The 15,596-nt window shown below is 54.6% G+C and carries 14 protein-coding genes and 2 pseudogenes; 4 read left to right on the forward strand and 12 right to left on the reverse strand.

Annotated elements, in window-relative coordinates:
* Positions 1-262 precede the first annotated feature (262 nt).
* The 3 genes from flgA to C8R21_RS09365 all read left to right on the forward strand — a co-directional run bounded on the left by flgA (position 263) and on the right by C8R21_RS09365 (position 2,023).
* Positions 263-1,009: a flagellar basal body P-ring formation chaperone FlgA gene (flgA, locus tag C8R21_RS09355; RefSeq protein ID WP_107762445.1), complete on the forward strand. Its 747-nt coding sequence runs from the start codon at positions 263-265 to the stop codon at positions 1,007-1,009.
* A gap of 191 nt (positions 1,010-1,200) precedes the next feature.
* Complete coding sequence (gene flgM / locus C8R21_RS09360) at positions 1,201-1,539, forward strand: flagellar biosynthesis anti-sigma factor FlgM (RefSeq protein WP_107762446.1); 339 nt, start codon at positions 1,201-1,203, stop codon at positions 1,537-1,539.
* A gap of 7 nt (positions 1,540-1,546) precedes the next feature.
* Positions 1,547-2,023 (forward strand): flagella synthesis protein FlgN, encoded by a 477-nt coding sequence (locus C8R21_RS09365; RefSeq protein WP_107762447.1) that lies wholly within the window; start codon positions 1,547-1,549, stop codon positions 2,021-2,023.
* 422 nt (positions 2,024-2,445) lie between these two features.
* Here C8R21_RS09365 and motD read toward each other — a convergent pair whose 3' ends face one another.
* The 12 genes and pseudogenes from motD to flhD form a co-directional block, all read right to left on the reverse strand.
* Entirely contained in the window at positions 2,446-3,321 is an 876-nt protein-coding gene (motD, locus tag C8R21_RS09370; protein WP_107762448.1) for a flagellar motor protein MotD, read from the reverse strand.
* Positions 3,322-3,394: 73 nt separating this feature from the next.
* Positions 3,395-3,628, reverse strand: coding sequence for a hypothetical protein (locus C8R21_RS09375; RefSeq protein ID WP_146162466.1), 234 nt, complete (start codon positions 3,626-3,628; stop codon positions 3,395-3,397).
* Between the two features lie 65 nt (positions 3,629-3,693).
* A complete protein-coding gene (locus C8R21_RS09380; RefSeq protein WP_107762450.1) occupies positions 3,694-4,434 on the reverse strand; it encodes a flagellar motor protein in 741 nt (246 codons plus the stop codon).
* Positions 4,416-5,144: an RNA polymerase sigma factor FliA gene (locus C8R21_RS09385; RefSeq protein ID WP_107762451.1), complete on the reverse strand. Its 729-nt coding sequence runs from the start codon at positions 5,142-5,144 to the stop codon at positions 4,416-4,418. Before C8R21_RS09385 ends, C8R21_RS09380 begins: the two co-directional genes overlap by 19 nt.
* 11 nt (positions 5,145-5,155) lie before the next feature.
* Positions 5,156-6,049, reverse strand: a complete 894-nt coding sequence (locus C8R21_RS09390) for a MinD/ParA family ATP-binding protein (RefSeq protein ID WP_107762452.1) — start codon at positions 6,047-6,049, stop codon at positions 5,156-5,158.
* Complete coding sequence (gene flhF / locus C8R21_RS09395; protein WP_107762453.1) at positions 6,042-7,721, reverse strand: flagellar biosynthesis protein FlhF; 1,680 nt, start codon at positions 7,719-7,721, stop codon at positions 6,042-6,044. Before flhF ends, C8R21_RS09390 begins: the two co-directional genes overlap by 8 nt.
* A complete protein-coding gene (gene flhA / locus C8R21_RS09400) occupies positions 7,718-9,796 on the reverse strand; it encodes a flagellar biosynthesis protein FlhA (RefSeq protein WP_107762454.1) in 2,079 nt (692 codons plus the stop codon). The genes flhF and flhA overlap by 4 nt, the downstream gene beginning before the upstream one ends.
* 2 nt (positions 9,797-9,798) lie before the next feature.
* Complete coding sequence (gene flhB / locus C8R21_RS09405; RefSeq protein WP_107762455.1) at positions 9,799-10,977, reverse strand: flagellar biosynthesis protein FlhB; 1,179 nt, start codon at positions 10,975-10,977, stop codon at positions 9,799-9,801.
* A gap of 281 nt (positions 10,978-11,258) precedes the next feature.
* Positions 11,259-12,185 (reverse strand): annotated as a pseudogene (gene motB / locus C8R21_RS09410) (flagellar motor protein MotB).
* 21 nt (positions 12,186-12,206) lie between these two features.
* A complete protein-coding gene (gene motA, locus C8R21_RS09415) occupies positions 12,207-13,067 on the reverse strand; it encodes a flagellar motor stator protein MotA (RefSeq protein WP_107762456.1) in 861 nt (286 codons plus the stop codon).
* Positions 13,068-13,426: 359 nt separating this feature from the next.
* On the reverse strand, positions 13,427-13,975 hold the full coding sequence (gene flhC / locus C8R21_RS09420; RefSeq protein WP_107762457.1) for a flagellar transcriptional regulator FlhC: 549 nt from the start codon (positions 13,973-13,975) through the stop codon (positions 13,427-13,429).
* 79 nt (positions 13,976-14,054) lie between these two features.
* Positions 14,055-14,372 (reverse strand): flagellar transcriptional regulator FlhD, encoded by a 318-nt coding sequence (flhD, locus tag C8R21_RS09425; RefSeq protein WP_107762458.1) that lies wholly within the window; start codon positions 14,370-14,372, stop codon positions 14,055-14,057.
* Positions 14,373-14,821: 449 nt separating this feature from the next.
* Between flhD and C8R21_RS16425 the strand changes: the two are divergent.
* A pseudogene (locus C8R21_RS16425) lies at positions 14,822-15,504 on the forward strand (IS3 family transposase); the annotation flags it as partial.
* Between the last annotated feature and the right edge of the window lie 92 nt (positions 15,505-15,596).

Here is a 15,596-nt window from a genome sequence, read left to right on the forward strand (position 1 = left end):
TAAATCCCCTTATCTCGACTTTGAAATCAGATTCCGCAGCCGTTGCAGTCTCTGGATTTTCCACCCCTCCAATTGCCTGCCAGTCCATTGCAGCAACAATCCCGTAAGGAAGCAGGCAATCGCACAGTGATATCGTATGGATACCTGTTCCGGATAATGCCCTGAATAGCGGAAAAAACACCTCTCATTTCCACCGCTACCCGTAACTCGTGCACACTAGAATCCTGTAGTCGCACACCGGAAGCATTTTTTGAGAGCCCATATGCCTGCCATCCATCTTCGACTACTATCCAGGATATTGTCCTGTAGCCCGAGCCTGCTCATTCTCCTACCCTTGATTCTCCCCTCATCTGTCTCCGCAGCAGCCTCTGCCCCGGCAATTGCAAGGCAGGATCCACATGCTGTTCAACAGACGGTTTTGAGCTTCCTGCAGATGCAGTCGATCGGTCTTCCCGGCGAAGTGGAAATCACGCCGGGGTCGCTCGATGCGCGGGTGGCACTGCCGGCTTGCACGGCGCTTGAACCCTCCTTGCCGCCGGGCACCCGTCCCTGGGGAAATACAACCGTCATGGTGCAGTGTATGGCGCCCAGCTCCTGGACCATTTACGTCCGCGCCACCGTAAAAGTCGTGGCTGATTATCTGGTAACCACCAGGCCCCTGAGACAGGGACAGGTAATTGCGGCTTCGGACCTGACCAGCCGGAAAGGTGATCTCACCCAGCTTCCACCAGGTATCGTGACCGACTGGAATCAGGCAATTGGCAGAACCTTGGGAGGCAGTCTCCCTTTCGGAAGTCCGCTACGCCAGGATATGCTTCGCGCTCAGCCAGCCGTAATACAGAATCAGACTGTGAAGCTTGTCTCCAGTGGACGGGGGTTCAGTGTGAGTGCGGAAGGCAAAGCGCTTACCCATGCAACAGAGGGCCAGCCGGTAAAAGTTCGAAGTGCTTCGGGCACGGTTGTAAGCGGCATTGCCCGGGCAGGCGCCATCGTTGAAGTAACTTATTGATTGCAGAAAATCGCGTATGAATCCAGCACCGCGGAGTGTTGCGCACGCAGGAAACAAAAAGATGACCCCTGCTCGGCGGTTCCCTGGATTGCCGTTTTGCGTGTAAGAATTAGTAACTGGACCTGATAAATCTCAAGTTTTCTCCGGGTTCTCCGTTAAACTGCCTACAGTCAAACTGAGGAGACAAGCAATTGAAAATAGAGAACTCAATCAAAACAGAGTCTGTCAAGCCGGTTAACGAGGGGCAGCCGTCTCCCGGTAAATCGGGACAGCGCGCTGCAGCAAATGCTGCCACCTCGGGTGCAAGTGGCATAAGTGGCACAAGTAGCGCGAATGGCATAAGCACCAATATTCAACTGAGTGGGCAACTGCAAAATATCGAGAAAAATTTGTCGAAGGGCGAGGTTTTTGATGCTGAGCGGGTAGCAGAAATCAAGCAGGCCATCAGTGAAGGCCGTTTTACAGTCAACGCGGACAAAGTGGCTGACGGATTACTTGATACTGTCCGTGAGCTGATTCGGAGCAGGTAGGGATAAATTGAATAACGCTGTTTTCGATCCCATTGCCGGCATTGCTAACGAGCGCGATGCCGTACGAGTGTTCATCGACGTGCTGCGCAGGGAGCAGCATGCCTTGCAACAGGCGGACGTGTCTGTGCTCTTGTCACTCGCAGCGGAAAAAGCAAGTCATGCCCAGCAGCTTGCCGAGCTTGCCCAAGCCCGCGAGCAGTGGCTTGCAGTGCCTGATTCCCTCGAAGATCAGGGCGATATGGAATGCAGGCTGGCAGATCATCCCACCGCGGCCATGGCTTGGCAGGAGTTGCTCCAGTTGACTGAGACCGCCCACCAGATAAACGAAATCAACGGTATTCTCGTGAACCAGCGCCTCCGTTATAACCGGCAAAGACTTTCTGCATTACAGGCTGCTGCCCGTGGTCTCCATGATAATGGCCTTTATGGTGCTAACGGTCAGCCGCAGATCTTTTCCGGCGGACGCCGGCTTGGCGAGATCTAAGGAAGTAAAACAGGACGCGACCCCTTTATCATAACTGTTACCTGGACGACTTCAGTTTGGCTATTCTAGTTAAAAACTGACTACCTGGATAATGGGCAATTTCTTTACTATTGATCCGGCCAGAAAATACTATGAATCCCGTCATTCCGGGCCTGCCCCGGAATCCAGCCTACCTCCAACAATGGCGTGCTTTGAGCATCACGTCATACCAGCTTTCCGCCGGTATGACGTTTGTACTGTTTGCTCGCCGAATTAATAAGATCGGAGAAGATCTTGGACGCCGAGGTCTTGAAATACGGGCGCCTTGAAGGGGAAGGCTGCTGAATCCCCCGCAGGAAAAACTTATGCCATGTAGTGTTGCACACTGACCGAAACATATGAAACCCAGTATTCACAGGGTTTGTAGCCTGATTAGCGCTTCACTACACTGGTTTCTCTCGCCGAAAAAGGCAAGCGGTTCTCTCAGAATCCGCTGCCCTCGCGGACTCGGTTTCCTGGGACGCGTCCTCAAGGCTATCGGACAATGGATTGTGTTCTGGATTGGAGAGGATCATGACGGTAACGCGTCGATTACGCGTGCGGCCATCTTCGGTATCGTTCGAATCTACAGGCCGGTTCTCGCCATAGCCCACGGCAGTCAGTCGTGCCGCTTCTATTCCGCTGCCGATGAGCAATCGAACCACGCTGCTGGCCCGCACTGCTGATAATTCCCAGTTGGAGGGAAATTTATCGGTGACAATCGGAATACTGTCCGTATGGCCTTCCACCTGGATGGGATAGTCGTTATCTTTCAGCACCTGCGCCACCGCTTCAAGAATTCGGGCGGAGTTTTGTTCCACAACTGCCTGCCCAGGCGCAAATAATACCTTGGCATTTATTTCCACAGCCAGCCCCCGACTGCTCGGAATCACCCTCACCTGCCCGTTCTCGATGAGCGAGTTGAATGGTTGGAAGGCCGCCACGACATCCCTTGCGATAACTTCCATTGCTTCCTGCTGCCGGCGCTGCGCCTCGGCCAGACGACGCGCCTTTTTTATTGCCCGATCCTCTTCCGAAGGTTCCCGCACAGGTGACGAGGGCGCGGGCTCAAGCTTAATGAGTGCCGTACTGCTGCGGTCCTGTTGTGCACCGAATGCAGTCACAAGTGAACCTGCCACCTGCCGGTATTTACCCTCATTTAACTGCGAAACCGCATACATTACGGCAAACAGCGCAAGCAACAGGGTGATAAAGTCGGCGTAGGATACGAGCCACCGATCGTGATTTTCACGCTCTTCCAGTTTGCGTTTGCGCGCCATGTCAATTGCCGGTCTGGCTACCCGAAAAGTCGGGTTTCCGTTTTATTCCTCTATCCATAACTGGTCTTTTTCTTCATACCTCTTTATCGCTCGCCCTGCGCCCGCCTTTGCGCCGATCGGGAGCTCTTCTTTCGCCTGCTCCCCGGCTATTGGGATCGCGCCGCTCTACGCCTGAACGTCTTTCTCCCTGGCGTCTCTCTATGTACTTTCCATCTTTCATAGGCCTTTGACTGGCCTCTCCAGCCATGACTGTATCTGTATCGTTGGCTTCGTTTGTGATAGCTGTTTTGTCACTGTTTTTCATCATTTCTCCTGAATGGAATGGGTGCCCCTCTTTTGCCGAACTGCATGATTCGAGCAAAAAGGTGCTCGTTATACGACATATCCCTTCAACCGTTCCGCAATAAGCCTTGGATTCTCGCCTTTTGCAATTCCGACCAGCCCATCGACCAGCATATCGCGCAGCAATACCTGGCGGGCAATGAGGGTCTTCAGCTTGTTTGCAATAGGCAAAAATGCAAGATTTGCCAGGCCGACGCCATAAATGGTCGCGACGAATGCGACTGCGATACCCGCGCCAAGGTCAGCAGGATTGGACAGGTTCTCCATTACCTGGATTAATCCCATCACCGCTCCAAGGATGCCGATAGTTGGCGCATAACCTCCAGCTGCTTCCCACACCTTGCCCCCCTGATGATGGAGATCCTCGAAAGTCTCGATCTCCACTTCCAGCACGCGCTGCAACACCTTGGGCTCGGTTCCGTCCACCACCATCTGCAGTCCTTTTCTCACGAAAGGATCGTCGATGCCTTCAACATGATTATCGAGTGCCAGCAAACCCTCCTTGCGCGCAGCAGCGCTCCAGGTTGCGATATGCTGCACTACCGCCTCGGGGTTGAGCACTGGCGGAACAAATATCCAGCGGCTCATTTTCATGGCAAGTACAAACTGGCGGACCGGACTTTGCAGCAGAACAGCTCCCAGCGTCCCACCCAGCACGACTACGAGCGAAGTAACCTGAATGAGCGATGCGTGGTGTCCCCCTTCGAGCACTTGCCCGCCAAAAACAGCAACCAGTGCAATACCGATACCGATTATGCTATTGAAGTCCATGCGCATTCCTTGAGTCGCACGCGTAGCCGGGCAACCGCCTGACTATGAATTTGACATATTCTTGATTCGGAGACACCCAAAACGGCGCCGATTTCCTTGAAATTCAGTTCCTGCTCGTAGTACAGCCCCATCAGCGTTTTTTCGCGTTCAGGCAGAGCCTCTATCGCGTTGATCAAAACCTGGCGCAGATCGCCGTCGAGTAGTGCTGCCAGCGGATCGGCAGTATTGCCGGCACAGTTGCGTTCCAGAAAATCGTCGTCCTCATTATCCGAAAAATCCTCATAATGGATGAGCTGAGTCCCTCTTGCTTCAAACAGCATCTGCTGGTAACTTTCGATCGACACACCGAGTTCTTCTGCGATCTGCCGCTCCGAAGGAGAGCGGCCCAAGCGCTGCTGCAGCACATGGATAGCGCCCTCGATCTGGCGCATGGCCCTTCGGGCCCCTCTTGGAAGCCAATCCAGCTGGCGCAGTTCGTCGAGCATGGCACCCCGAATGCGCTGCTGCGCATAGGTCTCGAATTGTGCGCCGGGTATCTCCTCATACCGGTTCAACGCTTCCATCAGGCCGATCATTCCGACCTGTATCAGGTCGTCTGCTTCCACACTGCCAGGCAATCTCGCCATCATGTGATAGGCGAGCCGTTTTACAAGAGGGGTAAACTCCACGATCTGCTGCTGTTTATCGATTGTGCCGGCCGAAGTGTACATGCTGTTCCTCACTATGACTCTGCTGTAACGGCATTCATTCTGGTACCCTGACTGCCGGGACTGCCTTGCAGCAAACATTGCATGAAGCGTTCGAGACCTCGTCCTTCATCCTCCTCGAATGGCCAGTGAATCAACGATTCCGCCGCATGCTGAAACGCTGCCCCGAAGGACGTAGCCGAAAGAGATTTGGGCAACGGGTTACTAGGACAAAGCTTGTGCTCGTACGGTATATATCCCAGGAACTGGAGCGAGATCCCCAGATAACGACTGGCGGCGCTCTCCATATTGCTGAAAATGGTATTTGCTTCGATTTCTGTAACCGCTTTATTGATCAGAATGTGGTAGCGCCGCTTATTCTGGCAGTTTCCGCCGATGTGCTTGATCAGTGCATAGGCCGCAGTAATGGAAGCGGCTTCGGGCGAAGCAACCACAACGATTTCATGACTTGAAAGAGCAAGTGAAAGCGAGCGGCTGGCCCTGCCCGGCGCAGCATCGATCAGGACCACGTCGAATGGCGGCGTTATATGCGCGAAAGATCCGATCAGATGAGCGCGGTCGCCGGCATTGAGTTTTTCAAGGGCTCGCATGCCCCGCCCCGCGGGCAGGATCGAAAATCCGTGGACACTGCTGACAACCACTTCCTGCACGGTTTTGTCGCGCCGAATGACATCCAGCAGGTCGCAGTGCGCGTTCAACCCCAACAGTCCGCATACATTGCCTGCGCCCGTGTTCTCGTCGATTACCAGCACGCTTTTTCCATTGCGCGTCAGAGCCGCCGCGAGATTGATCACAGCTGTGGTCTTTCCCGCACCCGTTCCGCCCGATGTGAGTGTGACAATGCGCAGGAAATTCTGAACCAGCAATCGGCGCAAGCCCTCTGCCTGGTCATGAATCGGCTCAGCCAAGGTACACCTCGCTCATATCCGGCCCGATTCCGCCATCCTCGCCACCTGCCCCGGCTATCGAGCATGAATGATCGATAGGGGTAAAAGACGTGGCACTCTGAAACTGAGGAAAGTGAGCGAACTGCGAGAGATCGTCGAACATGCGGTTTACCAGAGACTCGGCATCCGCGAGTTCGATATCCTCGGGGACCCGCTGGCCGTGAGCGACGTAGTAGAGAGGCAGACTGTGACGCATAGCTATATCGAGCGCACAGCCCGTTACCACTGCTTCATCCAGCTTGCTGATGATGGCACCCGCCAGGCCATCGCCCCAGTAGGCCTGCGCAACTTCATCCAGTGTATGCCAGCTCGAGGCGGCGTTGAGCAGCAACAGACGTTTGATTTCACTGCCGCAACCGCTCAGCATGGCAACCTGTTCGGCCACCATCTGGTCGCGCTGCCCCACGCCAACCGTGTCGATCAGCACCATATGCTTGCCACGCAATTCATTCAACGCGAGCGTCAAATCCTGCGTATCCCTCACTGCATGCACCGTGACCCCGAGAATCTTGCCATAAATCCGTAACTGCTCGTGCCCACCTATGCGGTAACTGTCGGTCGTCAGCAAAGCGACCTTGCTTGCTCCATGACGGACAACACAACGCGCTGCGAGCTTTGCAGTGGTCGTCGTCTTACCCACACCGGTCGGCCCTACCAGTGCGTAAACACCCCCCTTCTCCAGAATTTCGTTCTCATTCCCGATAGTCTGGAGGCTGCCTGTCAGTGCCGTTCTTACCCAGTTCATGGCTGCGCTTGCGTCCAAATCTCCTGGCAATTGATCCAGCAGCGCCTGTACGGAAGTATCATGGAGTCCTGCTGCCAGCAGCTGGCGGAATAATTGCCCGCGCACCGGATCGCGCCTCTCCTGCTCGTTCCGGCTTAGCAAGGCAAGTTGCTGTTCCAGTGTCGAATGCATGAAACGGACTTCCTTGAGAACACTGGCCGCAACCTTGTCCGCGACTTGAAGAGAATCCAGCGCAAGCCGCCGCTGCCTGCCGGGATTCATCCCGTCTGCCCTGCGGCGTGTATTCTCCGACCGTTTACGCCAGCTCCGGAAATCCGACACGCTCGTTTCCCCCATTCCGCTCGGTTCAGGGGGGGGTGTTCCTCTGTTGCTTTTCTTCGTCAACCCTTCTCCACTCTTCGAGGACTGCACGCCCCCCGTAGTTGCGCGAGGACGTTTGCTGGAAACTTGTGGAATGGTTTTTTTGTTCGTCCTGGCAGCGTGGCCTGTCTCTTGCGTCTTCTTTCGCGGCGAAGGAGGCGAATCAGCCTGAGGTGAATCTTCAACGTTTCTTTCAATTCTTGTCGCCTGTTCTGCAATCGCAGCAGGATGTACAGCAGGATTTTCAGGCTCGCTCCTGGAGACGTCAGACGGGGGTGTCGATACTTCGGGTGAAAGCGCATAAAGTCCATTCCTGCTCTCCTCACGCCGCCTTTGCTGCTGCCCATCTTCTTTCTGGCATTCCGGCGGCGGGAGCAACGAAGACATATCGCTATTGCTCAAGGCCAATATCTCGACACCATTGTCTACCGCCCGGTTCGACAGAATCACCCCGTCGGATCCGAGCTCATCGCGTACCATGCGCAATGCTTCACTGGTTGTTTTGGCGAAAAATCGTTTGATAGTCATGCTCTGGCTCCAAGGATCGAAGTGACTTTAATATTGCTTGAATCGGGTACTTCCGCATGCGACAGTATTTTCAGTTGAGGTACGGCACGGCGCAGAAAACGCGCCAGCAAGGTTCGAAGCGGCGCCGGCACCAGCAACACGGGAACCAGTCCCACCTGCTCCTGCCGCTGACTGGCTCCAGCTGCCTCCCGAATGAGGGTATCGGCGAGTCCCGGCTCGATTCCTGCCCCGGTCGGGCTGGCCTGCAAAGCTTGCGTCAGCAACCTTTCCAGTCCGGAATCAAGTGCCATCACCTGCAACTCGCTGGCTTGTGGCCATATCTGCTGGACGATTGACCGTCCCAACGCAATGCGCACCAGCGCCGTCAGCTCATGCGCATCCTGAACTTTTGAAGCGTGCTCGGCCAAGGCTTCGACGATGCTTCGCATGTCGCGTATATGCACATTCTCTTCCAGCAGATTCTGCAGCACCTTCTGCAAGGTGGAGAGCGGAAGCAGTTTCGGAATCATATCTTCCACCAGCCTGGGAGAATCCTTTGAGAGTCGATCCACCAGTTGCTGCACTTCGGCACGACCGAGCAATTCGGCAGCGTGGCTGTGCACCAGATGATTGAGATGGGTGGCAACGACAGTGCCTGCATCGACCACCGTATACCCGAGCGACTGGGCGCGCTCTCGCTGGCCTGCTTCTATCCAGACAGCGGGCAGCCCAAAGGCAGGGTCGGTGGTGGGAAGACCAGGCACGTTGCCGGATACGAGGCCTGGATTGATGGCGAGATACTGCCCCACATTGACTTCACCGGTTCCAATAGCGACTCCCTTGAGCGTTATCCGGTAACCGTTAGGGCGCAGTTCCAGATTGTCACGGATATGAACAGTTGGCGGAAGGTACCCGACCTCCTGGGCGAATTTCTTGCGCACGCCTTTGATCCGCCCGAGAAGCTCCCCGTCCTGGGCCTTGTCCACGAGCGAAATCAGCCGATAACCCACCTCCAGCCCCAGTATGTCCACGGGCATGACATCATCCCAGCTCGCATCCTGAGCCTCCACCTGGATAACGGGCGCTGTCGGCGCCTGCGATGCAAGCCGCTTGCGGCGCTGTTCCATCAGATAGGCACCGCCACCGCACAATGCAGCCAGCAGCAGAAAGGCAATGTGAGGCATGCCGGGTATCAGGCCCATGAGGCCGATGATAGCGGCAGTCAAAGCCAATACCTGGGGATTTGAGAAAAGCTGGCCTGCCAGCTGAGTGCTGATATCCTCATCGGTGCCGACGCGGCTCACGATCAGGCCGGCAGCGGTAGAGATAATAAGCGCGGGAATCTGTGCCACCAGTCCGTCACCGATAGCAAGCAGGGTGTAATTTCTGGCGGCGGTCGCAAGATCGAGGTCATGCTGCAGAACGCCGACTATCAATCCGCCAATTACATTAATAAAGAGGATGAGAATTCCCGCTATCGCATCTCCCCTTACGAACTTGCTCGCGCCATCCATGGAACCGTAAAACTCCGCCTCCTGCGCAATGGAGACGCGCCGCCTGCCGGCCTCCTCCTCACCGATGAGGCCTGCGTTGAGGTCCGCATCGATTGCCATCTGCTTACCCGGCATGGCATCCAGCGTAAAGCGCGCGGAAACTTCCGCAATGCGGCCTGCACCCTTGGTAATGACGACAAAGTTGATCACCACCAGAATAATGAACACTACTATGCCGACTGTATAATTTCCGCCGACGAGGTAATGACCGAATGCCTCGATGACCTTTCCTGCCGCATCCGGCCCGGTATGGCCTTCCATCAGCACCACGCGGGTAGACGCTACGTTGAGCGACAATCGCAGCAGCGTTGAAAGGAGCAGTACCGTGGGAAACACGGCAAAATCCAGGGGTTTGTGCGTATGGATGCTGACCAGCAACACCATGATGGAAAGCGCGATGTTGAAGGTAAACATCATGTCCAGTAAAAATGCAGGCAGTGGCAGCACCATCATGCCGAGGATCATGAATATCAGCAGCGGGCCTGCAAGGCTGCGCGCCCTCGCACCGCTAAACAGGTAAGTCAGTTTTGTCATCGCAGCCATCGTTATTCAGGTTTTCCAGTTCTTCCCGCTTTCTTGAACGCTTTGTTTTCCGGATCCAGCTCAGCCGGCACGGCAAGTTCGGGCAGGATTGGCGCCTTGCCGCCAGCCTGGCCATATTGCTGATGACGGCGCAATTGATAGACGTAGGCGAGCACCTCGGCGACAACGTTATAGAGTGCCTGGGGAATTTCATCTCCCAGCTCAGCATGTTGATAGAGAGCACGGGCCAGCGGTGGCGCTTCCAGCACCGGTACTTTGTGTTGATGTCCTACCTCGCGGATTTTCAGGGCCAACAGATGGACACCCTTCGCGACGACGCGGGGGGCGCGCATCTTGCCATCTTCGTATTTGAGCGCGACGGAGTAATGGGTAGGGTTTGTGATAATCACATCCGCCCTGGGAATTTCGGTCATCATGCGCTTTCTTGCCATTTCGCGCTGCTGTGCACGGATACGCCCCTTGATTTGCGGATTACCCTCCGTTTGCTTGTTTTCCTGACGAACTTCTTCCTTGGTCATCCTGAGCTTGCGGTAGTGATCCCACAACCTGAACGGCACATCCACCGTGGCAATCAGTATCATGGTGCCTGCGATGGTAAAAAAACTCAGGGCAACCAGTTCGCCCATATGAGTTAAACCCGGGACGAGTGGCCGGGCGATGAGCGACAACACGGATTCCTTGTAATGCCAGATCGTCCATACCCCTGCGCCCCCGATCAGCGCGGCTTTGAGGAGAGCTTTCGCCAATTCGATCAGGCTGTGCAGTGAAAACATCCGGCTTAAGCCGGTGAGTGGATTTATCCGCTTGAAATCGGGATTGAGTGACTTCCAGCTGAAAAGCCATCCGGAAAGCAGCATGGGCGCCGCCAGTGCGACCAGGATCATCAGTATCAGGAAGGGAGCGAAGGTAATCAGCACATGGAAGGATTGGTCGAACAGACGCTCGACCAGGCGCGCCGATTCAAATCCGATTTCACGCGGGATATGCATTCCCTCCTTCATCAATCGGGCAAGCTGGCTGCTGAAGTGTCCGCCCATGAGCCAAAGGCCAGTCCCAGCTGTAATAAGGAGGGCAAATGTCGACAGTTCCGTGGAGCGCGGCGCCTGCCCCTCTTCACGAGACTTTTCCAGACGTCTGGGAGACGCCGGTTCCGTTCGTTCCTGATCGCTCTCTTCGCTCACTGCAGATTCCTGTCACAACCCTAATGACTGATAACTCCACGTGGAATTACCGCACGTGGATGACATGAGGCATTATTGAGCAGCTTAGGAGAAAGCTATCGGGGAAAAAGAACGCAATTTTCCCCATAATTCTCGCAGCACCGCGGAGGGGATAACACAGGGAGTTTTCTTTACACGGTGCGGAGGGAGTTTCCGCACTTGGGCAGAATCAATGGAGTGAGTGGAGTGTTTTGCGCCAGAGGGAGCTGTTGCCGGATTTCCCGAATGGTGACAGCAGTTTCTCAACCGGCCCTGCTGCGCAAGGTTTCGGGATTGACCGCGCCATTCGTTTTGACTTCCGTTGTTTCCGCGCCTTCCTTGCTTATTGCTTCGGCAGCCTTGTTGCTCATCACAATGATGCTGATACGCCGGTTGACGGGATTCGTCGGATCATTCCTGTCAAACAGGACTGCAGAACTCAAACCCACTACCCGCATGATCTTTTGCTCATTCATTCCGCCGAGAATGAGCTCCCGCCGGGAAGCATTCGCGCGATCGGCAGACAGCTCCCAATTACTGTAATTTTTTTCGCCACTAGCGTAGGGAGTTGAATCCGTGTGACCGGAAAGGCTTAGCTTGTTGGGCATTTCGTTCAGCGCACTGCCAAGTTTTTGCAGGATTTCGCGGGTGTGCGGCTCCAGTTCAGCCCTGGCAAGCGCAAACATCGGCCGATTCTTGTCATCGATGATCTGAATCCGCAGGCCTTCCGTCGTAATATCCAGCAGTAACTGCTTCCTGAATTCACGCATGGTAGGATTGGATTCGATCAGGCGCTCCAGGCGGCGCTTCAGGTCCTCCAGCCGACGTGCATCGCGCCGCTCCAGCTCAAGCTGTGCTGTCCTGAGGCTGAGCGGTTTTTCAGTGCTGTCAGCATCCACCTTTTATACCTGTCCGTCCCGGCGGATCACATCTTTTCCACCCCCCTGGATCAAACTTGTCCGGTCACCGCTCCCTGGACTTCTTTCCGGCATCGATTCCAGCGGCCTCAGAAAGTATTCGGAAATACCTTGCAATTGAGCCCGCGTCGCGGAACCAAGCAACCACATGAGCAGAAAGAACGCCATCATTGCCGTTACAAAATCTGCATAGGCAATCTTCCACTGGCCTCCGTGCCCCCGGCTTTGCCTCCTTACTTTCTTTATGACGATACGATGCTGCGTTCCTGCCACGGCTGACCTCTTTCCCCTTTCTTATTTGTCTCTTGCCCGTCTGACGTGGCTTTCCAGTTCAGCGAAGCTGGGCCGCTCCGTCGAGTAGAGCACCTTTCGTCCAAATTCGACTGCCAGTGCAGGAGTATAGCCATTGATGCTCGCCAGCAAGGTGACCCGGATGCACTGCAGCATCTTCGTCGATTCATTGAGCCTCTGCTCCAGTATCGAGGCAAAGGGACCGACAAATCCATACCCCAGAAGAATACCAAGGAAAGTTCCCACAAGCGCCTGGGCGACAAGCACACCCAGTTCCGAGGGTGGCAAACCCACGGATGCCATCGTATGAATCACACCCATTACCGCCGCAACAATGCCGAATGCCGGCATGCTGTCCGCCAGCCGGGTTATGCAATGGACGGGGATTTCGCCTTCCTGGTGATGAGTCTCTATTTCGTTATCCATCAGATTTTCCAGCTCGAATGCGTTGAGATTGCCTGCCGCCATGAGGCGAAGGTAGTCGGTCAAGAACTCGAGCGCAACATGCTCAGCAAGAATATCGGGATAATTGGCAAAAATCGCGCTTTCATTGGGATCGTCGACATCAGGCTCGATCGACATCAATCCTTCCTTGCGAACCTTGACCAGAAGATCATAGAGCAGTGCCATCAAGTCCATATACAAGGCTTTGGTATACCGGGGACTCTGCACAACCTTGGGAAGTGACTTGAAGGTGGCTTTGAGGGCTTTTTTCGTATTGCCCAGGGTAAATGCGCCCATGGCCGCACCCCCGATCATGAGAAGCTCGACCGGTTGAAACAATGCAGCCAGGTGTCCACCGGCCAAAGCAAAACCACCGAACACCGACGCCAGCACGACGAGAGATCCAATAATGGCCAACATCTTTTTCTGATATTTCCTGTATCGACTATTGCATTGCTGGAATAGATAATTTTAGAAGCACGCCGTAGTCCAGGAGCCGGGCTCAAGCGGTGCTGCCGCCCCGCCTTATCACGGTTCTTCTACGGCAACACTGCAGTAACGCAACAAATCCTGGATCGTGTTCTCTATAACGGGTCAAACCCGCCGGACTTTAGTCCATCGACCCGTGTGTTCATTGCTCCGGAAAAGTAAGCGGAAAAAGCAAAAGGCAGCCGGAAGGAATTCCGGCTCAGGAGAGAAAAAGGCTGGGCGCTGGCGGAGAACAATGTCCTCCGCACGGAACAAGGACTGCGCGAGTATGGAGTGTCGAGTGCTAAGGTTTATATAGCTGCCTCTGCCACCATCGCTGTCCGCGCCTTGTTGGTTTTGCCAGCTCGGGAAGGCATATGGCACAGTCCGCAAACGTAGCGGTGATGGAGATCGTTCGCGTGCACTACGAAATGCCCGCCGCATTGATTGCACGCGGTGGTCTGCATCAGCTTGCTTTCAAAGAAGCGTACCAGCGTCCAGGCGCGTGTCAGACTGAGTATCGGCTCCATCTCGCAGACCTGGCAGTGCTCCAGATAAAGCTTGTAGCTCTTGATGATGGCGCTGATTCCACGGCAGTCGCCATGAGCAATCAGATAGCGGTAAATATCAGCGAATACGGAGGAATGTATATTGGGCTGCCACGTAAGAAACCAATCGGTGGAAAACGGCAGCATTCCCTTGGGTGGAGAAACGCCTTTCAGTTCCTTATAAAGCTTGATCAACCGCTCGCGGCTCAGGGTGGTTTCAGACTCCAGTAACTGAAGACGCGCGCCCAGGCGAATCAACTCGATCGCTGTCTTTATCTCGTTGGCTTCCGACACAATGCTTTTCTTGCGCATAACCGTTCCCCCTATCCTTATTCTTGCTCAGGAAGCTCTCTTCCCCGGAAAATTCTCGTCAAATATTTCAGGAAATACTCTATGAAATTTCTTCAGCCGGCTGTCCTGCAAGCAGGATTGTCGTATGAGATTGCGCCATCAATTTGTCTTTGGTGTAGTTGGCGAGCATGCCGAAGACCAGGTTGTCGTCGAAACGTATCCGGCACAACATCATGTTGGAATTTGCCAGCTTGAGTATTTGTCCTGGAGTCAGAACTTCCAGGATATCGGCGATGTCCTTGCTTATCCCCAGCCTGAAAATCGCCATATCCTTGTCGGCAATTACCATCTGCTGGGCCAGCATGAGATAAGTCAGATTAAAGTCCTTGATTTCCGCTGTCAGTTCGTTGGCTTTCATTTTTACCTCCATCACAGTGAATGGCTGCATTGTGGAGGTTTGGAAGGAGGGAAAAAACCGGAGGTTGTCCGATTCGGGTGTAGAAAATGACAGTATTTCCGTGTAAGAAATTTTCCTACAGCAGACACACCAGTTCGGGAGATATCAGCGGGGCTGTATAACCTGCTCAAACGATGCTGGGGATGCGATACCGATAGCAGGTTATGCCGGCTTTGGTTGATCAACGTCAACTTTTTGTGAAACTTTAGCGGTCAAAACCAAATTTTTAATAATTCCGCAAAAAAATTCTGATCGAAAAACGCCTATTTCATCATGATCGCCTGGCAATCTCCTGCGCTTGCAGACTGAAACTCCCTTATCGTTTGCGGAACTAAGTTTTATCAAACTGAATCGCCCCTGCTGAAGTAGACACTGAAGAGCCTTAAACTAAGGCGTCATCAGGAGGTGTCATGAGCAGCAAGCGTTACGCAGAAGAATTCAAGATTGAAGCGGTGAAGCAGATTACCGAGCGGCATTACCCTGTCGCTGGAGTATCTGTTCGGCTCGGAGTATCACAGCACAGTTTGTATAAGTGGATAAAGGAGTACAGCCAGGCAGAACCAGGGCGGTGTGAAACGCAGAGCCAGCAGGCTGAATTGCGTGAACTCAAGGCCGAGCTAAAGCGTGTAACTGAGGAACGCGACATCCTAAAAAAGGCCGCCGCGTACTTTGCCAGAGAATCCCGGTAAGGTACGCATTCATCAGGACTCATGAAGCCCAACATTCGGTGCGAGGCATGTGCCGGATGATGGAAGTGCACCCCAGCGGCTACTATGCCTGGCGCGCAACGCCAGTCTCTACACGGCAGCGGGAGAATCAACGGTTGCTGGGGCTGATCAAGCAGTCCTGGCTGGAAAGCGGCGGGGTCTATGGTTATCGCAAGATTACCCACGACCTGCGTGATCTGGGCGAGTGGTGTGGCAAGCATCGTGTCTACCGCCTGATGCGCGATGAAGGACTGCATTCCCAGACCGGCTATCGCCGGCGGCATGGACAGCGTTATGGCCCACCCTCGGTGGCAGCGCCCAATCGTGTGCAACAACAGTTCAATGTGACCGAGCCGAACCGGGTGTGGGTGACCGACATCACTTACAGTACGCCCAGCCAACCGAGCCTGCCCGCATGGGGGCGACGTTGCTTGAGCATGTATGGAATGCAGCGCTCGATGAAGTTGCAGTAACGAGT

The sequence above is a fragment of the Nitrosospira multiformis genome, assembly GCF_003050865.1.
GTDB lineage: Bacteria > Pseudomonadota > Gammaproteobacteria > Burkholderiales > Nitrosomonadaceae > Nitrosospira > Nitrosospira multiformis_E.

Bases quoted from the DNA above. Each gene is read 5' to 3' on its own strand.
- flhC (WP_107762457.1), bottom strand. From the start codon at position 13,975: ATGCGCAAGAAAAGCATTGTGTCGGAAGCCAACGAGATAAAGACAGCG.
- flhF (WP_107762453.1), bottom strand. From the start codon at position 7,721: ATGACTATCAAACGATTTTTCGCCAAAACAACCAGTGAAGCATTGCGC.
- C8R21_RS09385 (WP_107762451.1), bottom strand. From the start codon at position 5,144: ATGTACACTTCGGCCGGCACAATCGATAAACAGCAGCAGATCGTGGAG.
- motA (WP_107762456.1), bottom strand. From the start codon at position 13,067: ATGTTGGCCATTATTGGATCTCTCGTCGTGCTGGCGTCGGTGTTCGGT.
- C8R21_RS09375 (WP_146162466.1), bottom strand. From the start codon at position 3,628: ATGATGAAAAACAGTGACAAAACAGCTATCACAAACGAAGCCAACGAT.
- motD (WP_107762448.1), bottom strand. From the start codon at position 3,321: ATGGCGCGCAAACGCAAACTGGAAGAGCGTGAAAATCACGATCGGTGG.
- flgA (WP_107762445.1), top strand. From the start codon at position 263: ATGCCTGCCATCCATCTTCGACTACTATCCAGGATATTGTCCTGTAGC.
- C8R21_RS09380 (WP_107762450.1), bottom strand. From the start codon at position 4,434: ATGGACTTCAATAGCATAATCGGTATCGGTATTGCACTGGTTGCTGTT.
- flhD (WP_107762458.1), bottom strand. From the start codon at position 14,372: ATGAAAGCCAACGAACTGACAGCGGAAATCAAGGACTTTAATCTGACT.
- flhA (WP_107762454.1), bottom strand. From the start codon at position 9,796: ATGGCTGCGATGACAAAACTGACTTACCTGTTTAGCGGTGCGAGGGCG.